This is a genomic window from Desulfonatronospira thiodismutans ASO3-1 (assembly GCF_000174435.1).
In the GTDB taxonomy this organism is placed as follows: domain Bacteria; phylum Desulfobacterota; class Desulfovibrionia; order Desulfovibrionales; family Desulfonatronovibrionaceae; genus Desulfonatronospira; species Desulfonatronospira thiodismutans.
On sequence record NZ_ACJN02000001.1, the window covers coordinates 700,150 to 716,546 of the forward strand.

Below are 16,397 nucleotides of genomic sequence, written 5' to 3' on the forward strand. Positions count from 1 at the left end.
TTCACCTACTCTTTGAGTATTGCACCGAATTTGCAGGAATCAAAACAGGAACCGCACTTTACGCACAGTTCCTGGTCGATGAAGTGCGGTTTCTTCCTGGTTCCGCGAATGGCGTCCGCCGGGCAGACCCTCTTGCACATGCCGCATCCGGTACAGGTCTCTTCTATGCAGGAAAAGGTCAGAAGACTTTTGCATACCAGTGCCGGGCATTTCCTGTCCCGGATATGTATATTGTATTCGTCCCGGAAATACCGGACCGTGGACAGCACCGGGTTGGGAGCGGTCATGCCGAAACCGCAGAGTGAAGTGGCCCGGATATGGCTGCCCAGGTCCTCCAGGAGTTCCACGTCGCCGTCCCGGCCGTTTCCAATGGTTATGCGCTCAAGGATCTCGTACATCCTGCGCATGCCGATCCTGCACGGAGTGCACTTGCCGCAGGACTCGGCCTGGGTGATATCCAGAAAGAACTTGGCCGTGTCCACTATACAGTTGGTCTCATCCAGGACCACCATGCCCCCGGAGCCCATGATGGTTCCGGCTAAGGCCAGGGATTCATAATCCACCCGGCTGTCCAGGCAGGACCCGGGCACACATCCTCCTGTGGGACCACCCAGCTGGATGCCCTTGAAAGCCCGGTCCTGGTCTATGCCGCCGCCCACCTTGTACACCACGTCCCTCAAGGTGGCTCCCATGGGGACCTCCACCAGTCCGTTGCTTTTCACCTTGCCGGTAAGGGAAAAGACCTTGGTGCCGCCGCTGGTGTCGGTACCCAGGCCTGCAAACCAGGATGCGCCGTTTCTAAGGATTTTGGGAACATTGGCCAGAGTTTCGGCATTATTGATAACCGTGGGTTTGCCCCGGATTCCATTTTCCGAAGTGCGGGTCATCCTTGGGGTGGGCATGGCCCTTTTGCCTTCGATGGACTGCACCAGGGCGGTGGCCTCTCCGCAAATGAAGGCTCCAGGAGCGGGATACAGCTTTATGTCCAGGTCATGACCGGATTCAAAAATGTTTTTACCCAGAAGTCCGCGCTCGTAGCACTGCTTCAGGGCCAGGCGCAGACGCTTCACAGCCAGGGAATATCCGTCCCGGATATAAATATAGCCCTTGCCGGCTCCAATGGCCCGGGCACAGATCATCATGCCTTCTATCACGGCATGGGGATCTCCCTCCATGATGCACCTGTCGGCGAAGGCTCCGGGATCGCTTTCATTGCCGTTGCAGACTACATATTTCTCCTGATCGTCAACCTTGTAGGCAAACTCCCATTTGTGCCCGGTGGAAAAACCGGCTCCACCCCTGCCCCTGAGCTTAGAGCGCTTGATCTTTTCGATAATTTCCACGGGATGCATGTTGTTGAAAGCGTTGCGGGCAGCTTGGTATCCCTTTACATTCAGGTAGGCATCCAGGTCTTCGGGATCGATTTCTCCGCAATGAGCCAGTACGACTTTTTTCTGGTTGTCCTGAAAGGACTGGTGCAGCTCGTCTGCTGTCCATTCCTGAACAGGACTGCCGCCCAGGATGTGCTCTTCAAAGATCCTGGGCACCATGTCTGACTTGACGCGTTCGTAGGTGGTCTTCTCCCCGTCAACAACCACGTCCACCAGGACATCCCTGGCACAGAAACCCCGGCATCCCACTTTGTCCGCCCTGCACCTGTTCTGAAAACTCGCCTCCAGGTCGGAAGAAAGCACCAGTTTCCTGAAAGCGTCCAGAACTAAAGCGCCTCCAGCAGAAATGCTTCCGGTGCCGGAACAAACCTTTATCACAACAGAGTTGTTATCCATTCATACCACTCCAGTTATATATACACAGTCCTTTGATAATAACTTACCATTGGACAATTTACTCCTCGGCCCGGAGCTCATTTACTTCCTTCATCATCTTCTTGATGTTCACCTCGCCCTGGACCTGCTGATTTATGACTACAACCGGTGCCATGCCGCAGGCCCCCACACAGTTGACCTCTTCCACGGTAAACATACGGTCCTCGGATGTCTCCTCCCCGGAGGGGATGTCCAGTTCCATGCGCATGCGGCTCAGGATTTTTTCCGAGCCCTTGACATGGCAGGGGGTGCCGCGGCAGACGGTAATGATGTTTTTGCCCCTGGGCTTAAGGTGCAATTGAGAGAAAAATGTGGCTATGCCGAAAAACCGGCTGGGTGGTATGTTCAACCTGTCTGACAGTTCATAAACCGTCTCTTCCGGGACATATCCAAAATTTTCCTCCAGGTCCTGCAAAAGAGTCAGGGCATTGCCCTCATTTTCATGATAATTTTCAATTACTTTATCCAAGACATGGTCCATTGTATCATCCCTGGTTTTCTAATATGTTACTTATGTTTCAGATGGCTGGCTAAAAGATGTGACTGCAAAAAGTCTTATTTCCAATCGCAGTAGTCAGTGGCCAGTAGTCAGTAAAATCAAAGAACTAGATGATCCATATTTACCACTACAAGTTAATGTCTGACTTTTTGCAGATGCATCCTAAAAACAACTTTTTTAGCTGAAAACCCGTGGAAACTGAAATCAGCCCTGGCCAGCAGAGGAAAGTGGTGTTGTGTAATGTAAAATGGCCGGATAACTATCCGGCTTATGCAGTATACCCGGCCATTAAAAGCAGATCTAAGTCATGCCGGACTCTTTAAGCCATAAGAGCCTGGAGGTTTCAAGCACCGGGGCATTGAGGGCCTGCAGATAGGATTCCGGGGTTTCCTGAAACGCTTCCTTTCTGGTCATATCTGCAACCGATAGACTGACCTCTGAACCGGCTGCCTTTTTTACTTCCGAAAAAGTGGGCTTTTTCAGGGTAACCCCCATGTTTTTGGCCAGCTGAATGAAAATGTCCCGGTGGGTTCTAGATTCACCCCGGGGTTCTATGGCCTGCTCCACTGTCTTTAGTTGCCCCAGATAATCCACCATGCTCCCGGAGGACTCCAGGTAAGTAGCTGCAGGCAGAACCATGTCCGCCTCCCTGGCCAGTCCGGTAAAGCTTGAGGACTGCACCACAAGGAAATCCACACCGTCCGGCTTTTTGCTCAAAGGCACATCACCCACGGCGTAAAGAAGCTTTACAGTGCTTCTGCCCCGCTGCACCAGGCCATGCTCCACAGCAGCCATATCCTGAAAAGTATTGTCCTTGCTTTTGACACCCATGAGCACCACACCCCGGGCGTTACTTTCCAGGGGCATGGCCATGGCCTGCCCCTTGATCCAGGCCAGGTTGGATGCAACGTCAAAAAAAGCAGGATCGGAAATGATCAGGGGATTGCTGCTGCCGGCGAACATCTCAGCCGCCTGCTGCATGTTCTTGTCCGTTGAGGCTTCCTGGACATGTTTTAAAAGCTTCTGGTCCACCTTGATTCCATGGTCCGGGACAGATTTGATCATGCCTTGTATGGCCTGTATCTCGTCCCCGTTTAAGTTTATTTCCGCCAGCTTATCTAAAGCGGTTTCCTGGGAGTTGATGGTTATAAGCCTGCCCTTGCGGGAAAGTCTTCTGCGCACTGCGACATCCAGTGCAGGAAGCACCCTGGTCCACTGGGATGGGTTTACCCCCACCAGGATAATGAGATCAGCCTTGTCTATTTTTGCCTTCTGGGATTTTTCAAGCTGCTCCGGCCGGGCATAAAGGCTGGCTGTGGAGTCGATGCTGGAGGTCTTGACCACTTCCCCGGAAAATCTCTGCAGGGTCATGGCATCCTCGTTGAGAATAGAGGCCGTGCTTATAAACCCTGTGTTTTTTCCGGCTTTCTTGAGTCTGCCCGCCAGGTCCTCCAGGGCATCCTTCATGGACACCTCCTGGAGCTGACCCCCCTTTCGCACCATAGGAGAAAGAATGCGCTTGCCCCCGTCGACATGCTCGTAACCGAACCTGCCGTAGGTGCAGATAAAATGCTGTTCAGTGGAGGGAGCTTTGCTTCCGGCATTGATCTTCTGGATCAAGTCGCCTTTTGTACTCACGGTGATATCGCAACCGCAGCCGCAAAGCATGCATACGGATTCATGCCTGGAAAATTCCCACTCCCGGCCCTTTTGCTCCCTGTCCGCCTCGCGCAGGGCGCTTACAGGACATACATCTATACAGCTGCCGCAGAAAGTGCACCCGGACTCATGCAGAGGCATGTCATTAGCTGTAATGACCTTGGATTCGATTCCCCGGCCCATGAAGTCCAGGACATTGGTCCCCTGTTCCTTGCACACCCGCACACATCTGCCGCACAGGATGCAGTAGGCCGGGTCCCTTTTAACGAAAGGATTGCCTTCGTCCACGGGATAGGTAAATTTTTTCCTGCTGAAGGAACTTTCCCTGAGCCCGAATTCGTAGGCGTAATCCTGCAGATTGCAGACACCGGACTTGGTACAGGTAACGCAGTCCAGGGGATGCATGGACAAAATAAGATCCACGACGAATCTTCTGATTTCCTGGACTCTTTCAGTCCTGGTATGGACCGCCATATCCTGCTTTACTTTTGTATTGCAGGCTATTACAGGTGCCTTTAGCCCCTCCACCTCCACCAGGCACATCCTGCAGGCGCCTATCCCTTTCATGCCCTTGAGATAACACAGATTGGGGATGTGAATCCCGGCGAGTTCAGCAGCATCTATGAGATTCATCCCGGCGGGAGCCTGGACTTCCTGGCCGTCTATCCGGAGTTTTACCTGCTTATCCATTCAAACCTCCTAATATCTTAACTATTGTCTTCTTTTCTGGGATTGGATCCGACAACTATGGCCCCCTCAGGGCAAACGTCCACGCACTCCCCGCACCCTGTGCACCTTTTCAGCCTGATTTCAAAGGGCTGATATCCGGTAAAATAGGGCTTTTTGGTCTCGCCGAGTACAGCATTGTACCTGCATACCTTTTTGCATTCCCCGCACATGGTGCAGAGTTCAGGCACTATTTCATATCTGACCAGGCTTTTACATTCCCTGCTTGGGCATGACCGGTCTACATGCTCCATGATTTCGTCCCGAGAATTTTCAAGCAGCTCCAGGATAAACTCACCAGTGTCTTTACCCCTTTTGCACAGGGAGCCTCGGACCATGTTGTCTCCGATACGCCTGAGCAGGTCCAGGTCCCGGGAGTCAACCTCGGCCCCCCGGCTGGCCAGCCTGGCCACCCGGATCTGGGCCTCCCCGGTACCCAGGGCGCAGGGGTAACATTTACCACACATGGGTTTGTCCAGGAACTCGTCAATAAAATACTGCATCTGCTGCACAGGACAGGCCCGTTCTTCTGCTTCCTTCCTTATATCTTTGAGTTTTTTCGGTTTTTCTTCCACATAGTTTTCCGTGCTCATTGTCACCTCTGCTCATTGATGCGGTTGTTCGTAACCATTCAGGGGGTGCCGCAACGGCCTGGGGACAGTCCCCGCGACACCTTTCCTGCACAATTAAAATATGACAAACGCTAAGTTGCGTGAACCTTCAAAGATAGTACTTAGCGGGGACAGTCCCCAGACCTTGTGCCAGGAACTACAAGTGAGTGCCCCCTGAATGGTTACAGTTGTTCTTATTTCCTACATGGCCTCGGCCATGAAGCATATCTCGGGCAGGACATGTGATACCAGATCTCTATAGGTGATCATGCCCTTTATTTCATCCCCCTGGACTATGGGCAGATGCCGCATTTTGTTTTTTGAAGCAGTTGCCAGTGCCAGGCTTACTTCAGTGGAAGGTTCAAAGGTAACAAGATCACCCCTTTTTACCTCCCGCACCCTGGTATCAGAGGCCTGCACCCCGGTGGCGAAGCAGGTAACCACGTCTTTTTCCGTGAATATGCCGCGCAGCCTGTCATTGTCGTCCACAACGAACACACCGCTGACGTTCATTTCTTCCAGGAGTTTTATGGTCTCGGCCACGGTCTCGTCCTGGTGCACCTTGACCACCTGGGCCAGCTTGGAATCCAGTATATCTTGCAGTAGCATTTGTTTTTCTCCTGTAATCCCCGGCTTGGTTTAAATGTAGCTTATTTCAGGCAACAGGTATGAAACCAGGTCCCTGAAAGTTACCATGCCCAGGATCCTGTCTCCATCCACAATGGGCATATGCCTCTTCTTGTTCCTGGAAGCGATGAGGATGGCTGAACTGATGCCCATGGACGGCTCGAACTTGATAAGATCCTTGCGGGCCACGTGTCCCACAGGTGTATCCTGGCAGGAAAAGCCCTTGTTGTAGCAATGCACCACATCGCGCTCAGTAAAAATACCTATGAGCTTTGCGTTGTCATCCACCACGAAAACACTGCTGACATTGCGGTCATGCAGGGTCCTGATGGCGTCGGCAACAGTGGAATCATGATATATGGTTATTACCACATGCGGTTTGGATTTGAGAACATCCCACAAGGTCAGTTTGGCCTTGCGTTTGACTGAAACCATTGCTTCATAGGGTATTTTGATTTTTTCCACGGCAATCTGAGCCTTCTTCTTTACCTTGACCGCTCCTACAGGGCAGATCTCAAAACAGGCCTTGCACTTGGTGCAGTATTCCTGGTCTATGAAATAGCTGGACCGCCTTTCCCGCACAGCATCAAAGGCACAGGCATCCCTGCACAGACCGCACAGTATGCAGGCCTTCTGATCGATGGTAAAAACTCCCATGCCGCTGCAGACATTGGCCCGGCAGTACTTGTCATGGATGTGCTCCTCGTATTCCTCCCGGAAATACCTGAGGGTGGTGGCCACGGGATTGGGAGCGCTTCTGCCCAGTCCGCACAGTGATCCTTCCCCTACGGTTTCAATGAGCTTTTCCAGCCTTTCTATGTCTCCGGGCTGTCCCTCTCCGGAAGTTATGCGCTCCATTATCTGCAGCATCTGGTAGGTCCCCACCCTGCACGGGGGGCACTTGCCGCAGGACTCGGACTGACAGAAGGCCAGAAAAAACTTGGCAATATCCACCATGCAGTCACTTTCGTCCATGACCACCATGCCCCCGGATCCCATCATGGAACCTACCTGCCACAGGGAATCAAAATCCACCGGCAGGTCCAGGTACTGCTCCGGAATACAGCCCCCGGAAGGCCCTCCGGTCTGAATGGCCTTGAACTTCCTGTTGTTCAGGATTCCTCCGCCGATCTCGTCCACGATTTCGCGCAAGGTGATCCCCATGGGTACTTCCACCAGTCCGGTGTTGTTGACCTTTCCCGCCAGGGAGAAGACCTTGGTTCCCGGAGAACCCGGTGTGCCTATGCCCAGAAACCAGTCTGCCCCTTTTTCGATAATGGGGGGTACACAGGCGTAAGTCTCGATATTGTTCAGGTTGGAAGGGTACCCCCATGCTCCGCCCCCGACCTCCGAAAGCCTTGGAGGCCTGGCCCTGGGGAATCCTCTCTGGCCTTCCAGGGAGGCCACCAGGGAGGTGGCTTCGCCGCATACGAATGCTCCGGCCCCTTCCTTGATGAATACGCTGAAATCAAAGCCTGTGCCCAGGATATTCCTGCCCAGAAGGCCCATCTCTTCTGCCTGCTTAATGGCTTTTTCCAGGGTCTTTATGGCCAGAGGGTATTCGTGACGGACATAAATAAATCCAAAGTTTGCATCAATGGAATAAGCGCAGATGAGCATGCCCTCCAGCAGACTGAAAGGGTCGCCTTCCATGATGGAGCGGTCCATGAAGGCCCCGGGATCGCCCTCGTCCCCGTTGGCGATGACCAGCTTGGGCACCCCTTTGCCGGAACGCTTGGTATGGGCCCATTTAAAACCGGCCGGGAACCCGGCCCCTCCCCTGCCCCTGAGATTGGCCTTTTTGACCTCCTCCAGGACATCATCGGGGCTCATTCTGGAAAACATCTTTTTCACGGCCTTGAATCCGCCTGCGGCTATATACTGGTGGATATCATGGGGATCCACCTTCCCGGTGTTGCGCAGAGCTATTTTGACCTGCTTGCTGTAAAAGGGCACCTCCTGAATCTGTTCTTTTACCTCGTCCAGAAAGGAATCACGGTAAAGAAATTCCCGGACAGGCTGACCACTGCCCATGGTTTTGGAAATCATTTCTCCGGCACGTTCGGGTTTTACTTTTTGATAAAAATACCCGTGCGGTTCCACCTGCATCAGAGGACCTTTCTGGCACAGACCCTGACAGCCGGTTTTGACTATATCAACCTCTATCCCCTGCCTGGCGGATTCATCAGCCAGTTCCCGGGCAATCTCCTGAGAGCCCAGGGCAGTACAGGGCAAACCGCAGCAAACCGACGCCCTGACCTTGGCTCCATTGCCTTCCTGCCGGCGCAGTGAGCCTTCCAGGGATTTAAAATCTTTTAAGCTCTTCAGCCTCTCCATCAATACTGCTCCTTATGTATTTGACCGCAGGCTGCGTGCCTTTGGTTTCAGCCGGGGAACAAAGCGAATATTACCGGTACCCTACTCCTCTTTTACGGAATCAATGAAAGCATCCAGCTTTTTCCCGTCTATTTCGCCAACCACCTCTTCGTTGCAGGTGACCACCGGGGCCAGGCCGCAACAGCCTACACATCCCACCGTCTCTAAGGTCATGGTCAGATCTTCTGTGGTTTCCCCGTCCTTGACGTCAAACTCTTCAGACAAAGAGTCCAGAACCACCTTGGCCCCCCGCACATAGCAGGCTGTCCCGAAGCATACCTTGACGATTTTTTTGCCCCTGGGCTTGAAATGAAACATCTTGTAGAAGCTGGCCACGCTGTATATCTCGGTCAGGGATATGTTCAGGGACTTAGAAAGTTCTTTTAGTTCTTCCGGGTCAAGATAGCCCATCTTGTTCTGTATCTCGTGCAGGGCCGGAATGAGTATGCCTCTTTTTCTTTCCTCCTCGCCGATGATGGCTCCAAGTTCGCCCATTTTTTCATCAAAGTTCATATCTTCCAACTTCATAGATATTTGTCCCCTCTTATGCTTTTAGGTTCAAAGTCGCGTTGCATGACCTGCTCATGTCCACTTAAAAACCTACAGACTGCTCTCGCGCCGGGCGGCCATATCCATGAGCACCCTTTCCACGCCGAACTTGCCCGGCTCATACTTCTTAAGCTTGAGGGCATCCCTGGCTGCGTCAATGTATTTCAGGGCCATGTCGAATATCTTTTCCGGATCCGGCTCAAAATGAAAAGCCCCCTTGAATCTCTCATACCAGGTCTCGCTCATGATTCTGGTCACTTCGTTACTGGCCCCTACCGGAGACTCGCCGCCAAAAATAACCGGCACACCGGACGCAGCGAAATAGGTCCCGATGGCCAGGGCCTTTTCGGACATCCATTCCGGGGCAATGCCCACTCCGGGCATGCCGCCTATCTCTTCGGACAGGCCGCCTTCAGCGGCCATGGCGGTAAGAATGGTCAAAATCCTGGAGTTGTCCACGCAGGAGCCCAGGGGTAGAATTGGGGGAATGCCTATGGCCTCGCAGACTTCCTTCAGCCCTGGACCGGCATGCTCCAGGGCCATTTCCGGAGTCATATACCCGGCAGCCTGGCAGGCATGTGAACCGCATCCAGTGGAAACCACCAGCACGTCCGACTTGATGAATTCCTTGGCCAGGTAGCGATGCAGCCCCTGGGCCGGAACCCTGGGGTTGTCGCATCCGGCCAGGCCTACAACTCCCCGGATACGGCCCACCTGGATGGCGTCGTTTAAAGGCCTGAAAGAAGCACGCATACGCCCGCCCTGCATATATTCGATGTATTCCTGGGAAAATCCGGCCACCAGGTCCTGCTGATCCGTGGCTGTGTATCCGTTTTTCTTGCGGTTGGGAAAATTATCCACGGCAAGCTTGATGATTTCCTTGGCAATCTCTGCGGCCCGGTGCTCTTCATAGCCCACATGAGTGGCACCGGTAAATTTGGCCTTGTCAGAGGTGGTTACTACCTTGGTGTGAAACCGTTCCGAGAGTTTTACCAGGGCAGGCATGATGCACTGCACGTCTACAGTCATGGCATCCACCTTGCCGGTTAAAATGGCCAGTTCCTGGTTGGTGAAACCTCCGGCTGTGGGTATGCCGTGGCGCATGAGGATCTCGTTGGCGGTACAGCACATGCCGCCAAGGTTTATGCCTGCGGCCCCCTTGGAGCGCGCATACTCCTGCATTTCCGGGTCATCGGCCATTAATACTATCATCTCCGCCAGGGTGGGCTCGTGGCCATGCACCACGATATTCACCTCGTCATCCTTGAACATGCCGAAGCCGGCCTTGCCCCGCATGGGATGGGGAGTGCCGAAAAGGACATCGGAGATATCAGTTGAAATCATGCTGCCGGCCCACCCGTCAGCCAGGGCAACCTTGACAGCGTTTAAAAGCAGGTTGTCCGGGTCGTGATCCACACCCATATGGGTGCGGTGCATGCCCTCGCAAACCTCCCGGTCAACTCCCCTGGGGATGACCCCCCACTTTTTCCACCGTTCCTGGGTCTTTTGTGGAGCCCGTTTGAGGTAGTTGATCTCGCCCCTCTGGCGGCCGAAATCATCAATAAGGGTGGTGGCCACGTCCTTGGCTACTTCCATTACATCACGGCCCTGGTGATTAATTTCCAGGATATCGGCCATCTTGAAAAGCTTGTGCTCGTCAGCGATTCTAAAGTCTTTGGCCTCGCCAGTGGCCACGGCCAGCAGGGTAAAGGCCATATCCCGGGCATGATCCGAGTGAGCCGCTGTACCGGACACCACTTTTCTCAGAAAATTCCTGGCCACAATGCTTGGCAGGCTTGCCCCGCATACTCCTGTAGCCTCTTCTTCGGCATTGGAGCCGATGAGCCTGCAGGGTCCCACATGACAGTTGGAACAGCAGGCTCCTGATGAGCCTATGGGGCAGGACTTCATTTTGCCGGCCTTGTCAAAACAAATACTTATATTCTGTTCATCGCTCCATCTGACGATCTGCTCGGCAGCCTCGTTGGCGCTTCTAATGGGCTTATCCATCTTTAATTCCTCCGGATTAATTTAATCAAACTTTAGCTGATGCTCTCTACATCATGGGATCCATGCCAAGAGCTGGATGTCCTACCTTTTCCAGGTATTCTAGTACTTCCATCTCGGTGGTGGCCACTGTCTCATCGGCGATCTTGTCCAGCATGTCAGGCTCGCCCACCTTTTCGGCCTGGGCCTGGAGCATGTTGCGCAGGCGTTCCTTCAGGTGCGAGGGCATCCATACCAGGCGTTTGAATCCTCCCTCTGCTGAAATGAATTTGTCGCTGCCCAGGTAAAACTTGCCCACCCCCAGAAATCCCGGGGTCTGTATACCGCCGCCAACCATTCCAGCCAGGGTGGAAAAGGTCATACCGCTGGGGGTCATGCCGGAAAAGTCGCGATCCACCACCATAACCCCGTTGGCAGCGGGCAGCAGGGCCACAATGCACTCAAAGCAGCCGCAGGAGGTCATGGGGTCTTCCAGGATGCTGTAGGCCTTGAGCCTTTCCAGGTTGCCCTTGGAGGCCTGGGATATAAATTCGTTGACCCCCTGCCATTCACCCTTGTGCTGGTCTATAACCTCGCCCTTGGCCACCGGCTTATTGGGTCCGGATGGGTCGATTTCGTAGGAGGCCTGGCCGTCCAGCCAGTTGTAAGCGCCGCACAGGCCCAGACGCTCCGGAGTAATGACGCAGACATGGTTGGGTGCAAAGGACTGACACAGGCTGCAGGAGTAAAAGGTATCCACTGATTCGTCCTTGAGACCGGCCAGGCGCTCGTCACGTTCATTATACAGGGTCCTGGCCTCCTGCAGGATTTCGTTGACCTTGTCCTCTTCTGTATAAAGGGTTACCTGGACCTTGTCCGCAATGGAGGGAAAATCGGACAATAGCTTGGCATGCAGGATATCGCCTATATGACTGAGCTTGAACCCCTTTTCCCTGGCCTGCCTGCTGATGCGGATCCAGGAAATGTCCCTCTGGCCCATGTGCATTATACCCTCGGCGCTGTTTATCAGGTGATGAAACTGCCTTTCCAGAATGGGCTCAAAATCCTTCTGCATCTTGCGTCCGGCAACGTCCACCACTATAGCTAAGGGCAGTACCCCCACCGGCTCCAGCTCATCGATGTCCGGACCCACAACCTCTATCCGGCCGTCCTCCACCTCTTCCATCTCCCGCATGCGCAGCAGTTCGCAGCAGGTGGATTTGCGGCCTCCGCATTCGGCGAAAAGATCATCCTTGCGCACCCGCTCGCCCTCAAAGGCCGGGCCGTAGGACAGGGGAATGGGTATCTCGGTGACCGTCACCTTGAGCCCGCGCACCTCGATGGCTTTCTGAACGATCTTGTCGTGGGGTATGGACGACACCACGTGCTCGTAGGTACAGACACCCGTGGGCAGAATCTCCGGAATATCCGTGTCTGCAATGGTGGGAAATCCGTAGCTTATGGCCCCGGCGGCGGTGGCGTACTTCTCGTCGTCCACCTCGCCCAGGGCGATGACAAAGGCGAATATGCGCTGCTTGTTGTATTTTAAGATATTCTTGAAGTCCCCCGGCTTTACCCCGCCGAAGGACATGGCCGCCCTGGCCGCAAAGCCAAGGGAGTAAACCTGGCCGTGGACTTCATTGTCAAAGGGGACCAGTCGGGTGTCCCAGCCCAGCTGCACCCCTTCCTCGGCCAGCTGGTCAGCGAAACAGACCCCGTTGGTGCTGCCGGCCATAAATACGTACAGGCTTTTCTGCTGCAGTTCCCTGGCGATCTTCACCGCGGTCTCGTTGTCCGGTGCCGCTCCCACAACAGCAGCAAATCCGGGAGCGCTGCCGTCAACAAACTCCACTCCGCGCTGGCGCATGATAGCGTCATCAGCAGCACCCAGGTAAATGCCGTGAACCGGTGAAGGGCCAATTACATAACGCACTCCCTGCATTATCTCCTGGGCGAAAAGTGTGGATATGCCGCTGTCTAAGGTCTGACCCAGGTAAGGCAGCCAGAGGGAATCCGTGGGAATCTCGCCCAGCATGTCCCTGGCCAGTGCCAGGGGCTTTTCCATATCTGAAAGCTTCTCTACCTTGTGTCCGCTCAAGGCGTAAATCACAGGCAGATAGTAGCCGGTATTGGGAAAGGCCACCGGTTCATCCGGGCCTTTGGCGTCAATGGCCTCTTTGAGGCGCTCCTCGGCACGTGAGACTATGGCATGCGCTCCGCGTATGGCTGCAGACGCTATTATCTTTGACATGTGAAATCCTCCTGGTATGCTTTAATATCTCTTGACCAACGCGGGCTGTGCCCGCAACCCAATAAAGAAAAGAGCTATTTGACAGGATTAACAGGATTAAGAGATGGATAAAGAAAAAAATCATTTTGTCCTGGCCGGAAGCCAGGCCAAAAGGTTATCACTCCAGCACTCACTTTTTTCCTGCATTCATGGGTGCCGGAAGAAAGTGAGTGCTGGATGGCTAATGCAATCTGCGGCTTCCGGCCGCTGATTGCTTATCCTGTCATCCTGTTAATCCTGTCTAAGTTTCTTGTTTTTTCTGACAGGCTTTCATCAGTAAGTCGCTAATGCGGGCTGTGCCCGCAACCCAGTTATCGGTTATCTGTTACCCGTAATTACTTCCCGGCACAACCTGTCCACCGCTTCCACCGCTTTAGAATCCCCGGGGAGTTCCAGCAGGGATTGCCCCCGGGCCGTAAAATCCAGAATCATCTCGTCCGCCGGCAGCAGTACGACCGGTTCCAGGCCCTGTTCCTGGACGGTTTTTTTCAGATTGTCAGGAATATTCGAGCTGCTGCGGTTTATCACCAGCCTGCTTTTCTCCACATTCAACTGCAACTCCCTGCTCAGATTCCTGATACGCCCCGCAGTTATAACTCCAACCGGCGTGGGCTCGGATACAATGAGCATTATATCGATATTTCTGGTGGTGCGCCGGCTCAAATGCTCCATGCCGGCCTCATTGTCCACCACTACAAAAGGATAATTTTCTGCCAGGCTGTCAATATGGCGGCGCAGGAGGTTGTTGGCATAGCAGTAACAGCCCTGGCCCTCGGGACGACCCATGGCCAGCAGGTCAAAACCGCTGGACTCCACCAGGGCCTGCTGCATCTGGTACTCTACATAAGCCTCTTTGGACATTCCAGCGGGGATTTCTCCATCCCTTATCTCCTGGGTCATATCTTCACGCATGCCGCCTATGGTCTTATCCACTTCCACTCCCAGGGACAGGTTCAAAGTGGAATTGGAATCAGCATCAACTGCCAGCACCGGCCCGTGACCGTTTTGAATCAAAAATTTTAGTATAAGCGAGGCCAGAGTGGTTTTCCCGGTCCCCCCCTTGCCCACCAGGGCAATGGTCTTACTCACTTTAACATTCTCCTTATAGATTAAACCCAGACAGCCTAAAACTTCAAGTAAAACATTAACTATTTATTCAGCAATTACTTTTGAAATTTATTCCTGCTCTTGAGATTGACAATAACCAGCAGAAATAAATGCGGAACTGATTCCTGGCACTCAACTCTCTAACTTTTCTGACTTCTGCCCCATGCCCTTTGCCCTATGCTTTCTTACCCCATGCCCTCTGCCCCATGCGCCATGCCCTCCCAAAGCTCACCCCATAAGGCTGGCCTGAACTGATGGAAACATGGACATGTCCGTATGGGGCATAAAAAGAGCGGATACGTACTGATCCATGAATGAAGGATCCTGGCTGAGCTCCAGGTAGGTCATTTTTTTGCAGACCTGCAGGGCCTCCTGGCGCATCCGCCTGGACAGAAGCATTACCCTGGATCCCAGCAGAGAGCCGTTGCCTATGTATTTGACCCTGTCCGGGCTGATTTCCGGAAGAAGTCCTATGGTAACCGCCTTGTCCAGCTCAAGGTAGCGGCCGAACCCACCGGCTATGAGCAGTTCGTCAACATCCTGCAGAGTTATGCCCACAGCGTTCAGCAGGGTGGTGATGCCGGCGAATACCGCAGCCTTGGCCCGCAGAAGATTGTCCAGATCACCCTCGGTGATGACTATATCCTGACCATTTTGGGCGTCTTCAGCCCAGACCAGGACATATTCCAGAGCCTCCTGTCCGCGGATCCTGGGGGTGTCCAGTTCTGTATTAAAGCGTCCTTTGGAGGTTATCACTCCGGCCATGAGCAGTTCGGCCATGGCGTCAATGAGCCCTGAACCGCAGATCCCCCTGGGGCTGGACTGGCCAACGGTCAAAATCATGGGCTCAAAGGTACCGGGATCGATCCGGACCTGTTCCACAGCTCCTGTGGCGGCGCGCATCCCGTGCTTGATGGCTCCCCCTTCAAAGGCCGGCCCTGCAGAGCACGAACATCCGATGAGCCACTCGGAGCCGCCCAGGACTATTTCTCCGTTGGTGCCCACATCTATATAAAGGGTCAGCTTTTCCGAACGAAAGAGGTTGGAGCCGATAAGCCCGGCAGTAATGTCTCCTCCCATATAGCTGGCCCTGGAAGGAGTCAGGTATATCCTGGCCGAATCACTCCACTCCAGGGATAGTTCACCGGCCTGAAGAACAGGCGGAGCACTTGTCACCGGCACATAAGGCTCCTCCCTGATGCCTGGTTCCACGCCCATAAACAGATGAGTCATGGTGGTATTGCCGGACATGACCACGTCGGCTATATCCTGACTTTGCACCCCGGTCTCCTTGAGCATCTCCTGAATCAGGCCGTTTAGAGTACTGTGGACCAGGCCCTGGATATGGGCAAGGTTTTCCCGGTTTCTGGAGGCGTAGACTATGCGGGAGATGACGTCTTCTCCGCAAGAGTACTGGCTGTTGTAATCCGAGCGATGAGCCTGGACCCGGCCGTTTTCCAGGTTGACCAGTTCCGCGCAGATGGTGGTGGTGCCGATGTCTACGGCCAGACCGTAAACTGGCTCTGTCCTGTGGCCGGGAAAGACCTGGGTAACCTCGAAACCCTCATCAGTGGCAAAAACGGTAAAGGTGGCCTTCCATCCGGAAGATCGAAGAGTACTGGAAGCCTGCTTGATTAGCGGCAAGGAAAGATGGATCTTTTTGCTGCCAAGCTGTTTTTCCAGGGCCCTTGTCAATCTGTCAATATCACTGACATTGTCTTCCAGGGAGGGAGGAGGCAGTTCCAGATAGATCCTCTGGACCGAAGGGTTGATCTCAATATGGCCAAGCAGCTCGGAAGGTTCCACGCTGGTGAGCATGGCCCTTTCAATGGCCTGGCGGTCGATTGCCCGGGCATCTTCAGGCAGGTGGACCTCTATATCCGAGTTGATCCTGGTGATGCAGGCAAGGGCATATCCCTTTTCCTGATCAGCGGCACTTATTCTGGCAGATACATCAGACTCAAACTCACCCTTTTCCACCAGAACCTTACACTTGCCGCAGCTGCCGCTGCCGCCGCAGGAAGCGCTGAACTGTACCCCGGCCAGCATGGCTGCCCGCAGCAGGTTTTCGCCCTGCTCCACCTGGACCTGTTTGCCTGCGGGAAGAAAAGTCACATTGAACATAAAAGTTTTCCGTTTTC

11 protein-coding genes are annotated in these 16,397 nt (G+C 53.8%); all 11 read right to left on the minus strand.

The genetic code is table 11. The features are described 5' to 3' along the window. Positions 1-5: 5 nt before the first annotated feature. The 11 genes from DTHIO_RS03255 to DTHIO_RS03305 all read right to left on the minus strand — a co-directional run bounded on the left by DTHIO_RS03255 (position 6) and on the right by DTHIO_RS03305 (position 16,380). Positions 6-1,787: an NADH-ubiquinone oxidoreductase-F iron-sulfur binding region domain-containing protein gene (locus tag DTHIO_RS03255; protein ID WP_008868925.1), complete on the minus strand. Its 1,782-nt coding sequence runs from the start codon at positions 1,785-1,787 to the stop codon at positions 6-8. Between the two features lie 58 nt (positions 1,788-1,845). Further along, entirely contained in the window at positions 1,846-2,307 is a 462-nt protein-coding gene (locus DTHIO_RS03260) for an NADH-quinone oxidoreductase subunit NuoE family protein (protein WP_008868926.1), read from the minus strand. Positions 2,308-2,625: 318 nt separating this feature from the next. Next, complete coding sequence (locus tag DTHIO_RS03265; RefSeq protein WP_008868927.1) at positions 2,626-4,674, minus strand: molybdopterin-dependent oxidoreductase; 2,049 nt, start codon at positions 4,672-4,674, stop codon at positions 2,626-2,628. Between the two features lie 17 nt (positions 4,675-4,691). Beyond that, positions 4,692-5,303 (minus strand): NADH-ubiquinone oxidoreductase-F iron-sulfur binding region domain-containing protein, encoded by a 612-nt coding sequence (locus DTHIO_RS03270; RefSeq protein WP_008868928.1) that lies wholly within the window; start codon positions 5,301-5,303, stop codon positions 4,692-4,694. A gap of 219 nt (positions 5,304-5,522) precedes the next feature. Continuing rightward, positions 5,523-5,930 (minus strand): CBS domain-containing protein, encoded by a 408-nt coding sequence (locus DTHIO_RS03275; protein ID WP_008868929.1) that lies wholly within the window; start codon positions 5,928-5,930, stop codon positions 5,523-5,525. Between the two features lie 30 nt (positions 5,931-5,960). Next, positions 5,961-8,285, minus strand: a complete 2,325-nt coding sequence (locus DTHIO_RS03280) for an NADH-ubiquinone oxidoreductase-F iron-sulfur binding region domain-containing protein (RefSeq protein ID WP_008868930.1) — start codon at positions 8,283-8,285, stop codon at positions 5,961-5,963. A gap of 81 nt (positions 8,286-8,366) precedes the next feature. Then, positions 8,367-8,852, minus strand: a complete 486-nt coding sequence (locus tag DTHIO_RS03285) for an NADH-quinone oxidoreductase subunit NuoE family protein (RefSeq protein WP_008868931.1) — start codon at positions 8,850-8,852, stop codon at positions 8,367-8,369. A 72-nt stretch (positions 8,853-8,924) separates the two neighbouring features. Then, positions 8,925-10,883, minus strand: a complete 1,959-nt coding sequence (gene cooS / locus DTHIO_RS03290) for an anaerobic carbon-monoxide dehydrogenase catalytic subunit (RefSeq protein WP_008868932.1) — start codon at positions 10,881-10,883, stop codon at positions 8,925-8,927. A gap of 46 nt (positions 10,884-10,929) precedes the next feature. Beyond that, entirely contained in the window at positions 10,930-13,110 is a 2,181-nt protein-coding gene (gene acsB / locus DTHIO_RS03295) for an acetyl-CoA decarbonylase/synthase complex subunit alpha/beta (protein ID WP_008868933.1), read from the minus strand. 357 nt (positions 13,111-13,467) lie between these two features. After that, the gene (locus DTHIO_RS03300; RefSeq protein ID WP_008868934.1) at positions 13,468-14,238 is read right to left on the minus strand and encodes an ATP-binding protein; all 771 of its coding nucleotides are present in this window, start codon (positions 14,236-14,238) and stop codon (positions 13,468-13,470) included. Positions 14,239-14,484: 246 nt separating this feature from the next. Beyond that, complete coding sequence (locus DTHIO_RS03305; RefSeq protein ID WP_008868935.1) at positions 14,485-16,380, minus strand: ASKHA domain-containing protein; 1,896 nt, start codon at positions 16,378-16,380, stop codon at positions 14,485-14,487. Positions 16,381-16,397: the final 17 nt, after the last annotated feature.

Coding starts and splice junctions, on each gene's coding strand:
- DTHIO_RS03305 (WP_008868935.1), bottom strand. CDS start 16,380: ATGTTCAATGTGACTTTTCTTCCCGCAGGCAAACAGGTCCAGGTGGAG.
- DTHIO_RS03285 (WP_008868931.1), bottom strand. CDS start 8,852: ATGAAGTTGGAAGATATGAACTTTGATGAAAAAATGGGCGAACTTGGA.
- DTHIO_RS03255 (WP_008868925.1), bottom strand. CDS start 1,787: ATGGATAACAACTCTGTTGTGATAAAGGTTTGTTCCGGCACCGGAAGC.
- DTHIO_RS03265 (WP_008868927.1), bottom strand. CDS start 4,674: ATGGATAAGCAGGTAAAACTCCGGATAGACGGCCAGGAAGTCCAGGCT.
- cooS (WP_008868932.1), bottom strand. CDS start 10,883: ATGGATAAGCCCATTAGAAGCGCCAACGAGGCTGCCGAGCAGATCGTC.
- DTHIO_RS03275 (WP_008868929.1), bottom strand. CDS start 5,930: ATGCTACTGCAAGATATACTGGATTCCAAGCTGGCCCAGGTGGTCAAG.
- DTHIO_RS03260 (WP_008868926.1), bottom strand. CDS start 2,307: ATGGACCATGTCTTGGATAAAGTAATTGAAAATTATCATGAAAATGAG.
- acsB (WP_008868933.1), bottom strand. CDS start 13,110: ATGTCAAAGATAATAGCGTCTGCAGCCATACGCGGAGCGCATGCCATA.
- DTHIO_RS03270 (WP_008868928.1), bottom strand. CDS start 5,303: ATGAGCACGGAAAACTATGTGGAAGAAAAACCGAAAAAACTCAAAGAT.
- DTHIO_RS03280 (WP_008868930.1), bottom strand. CDS start 8,285: ATGGAGAGGCTGAAGAGCTTAAAAGATTTTAAATCCCTGGAAGGCTCA.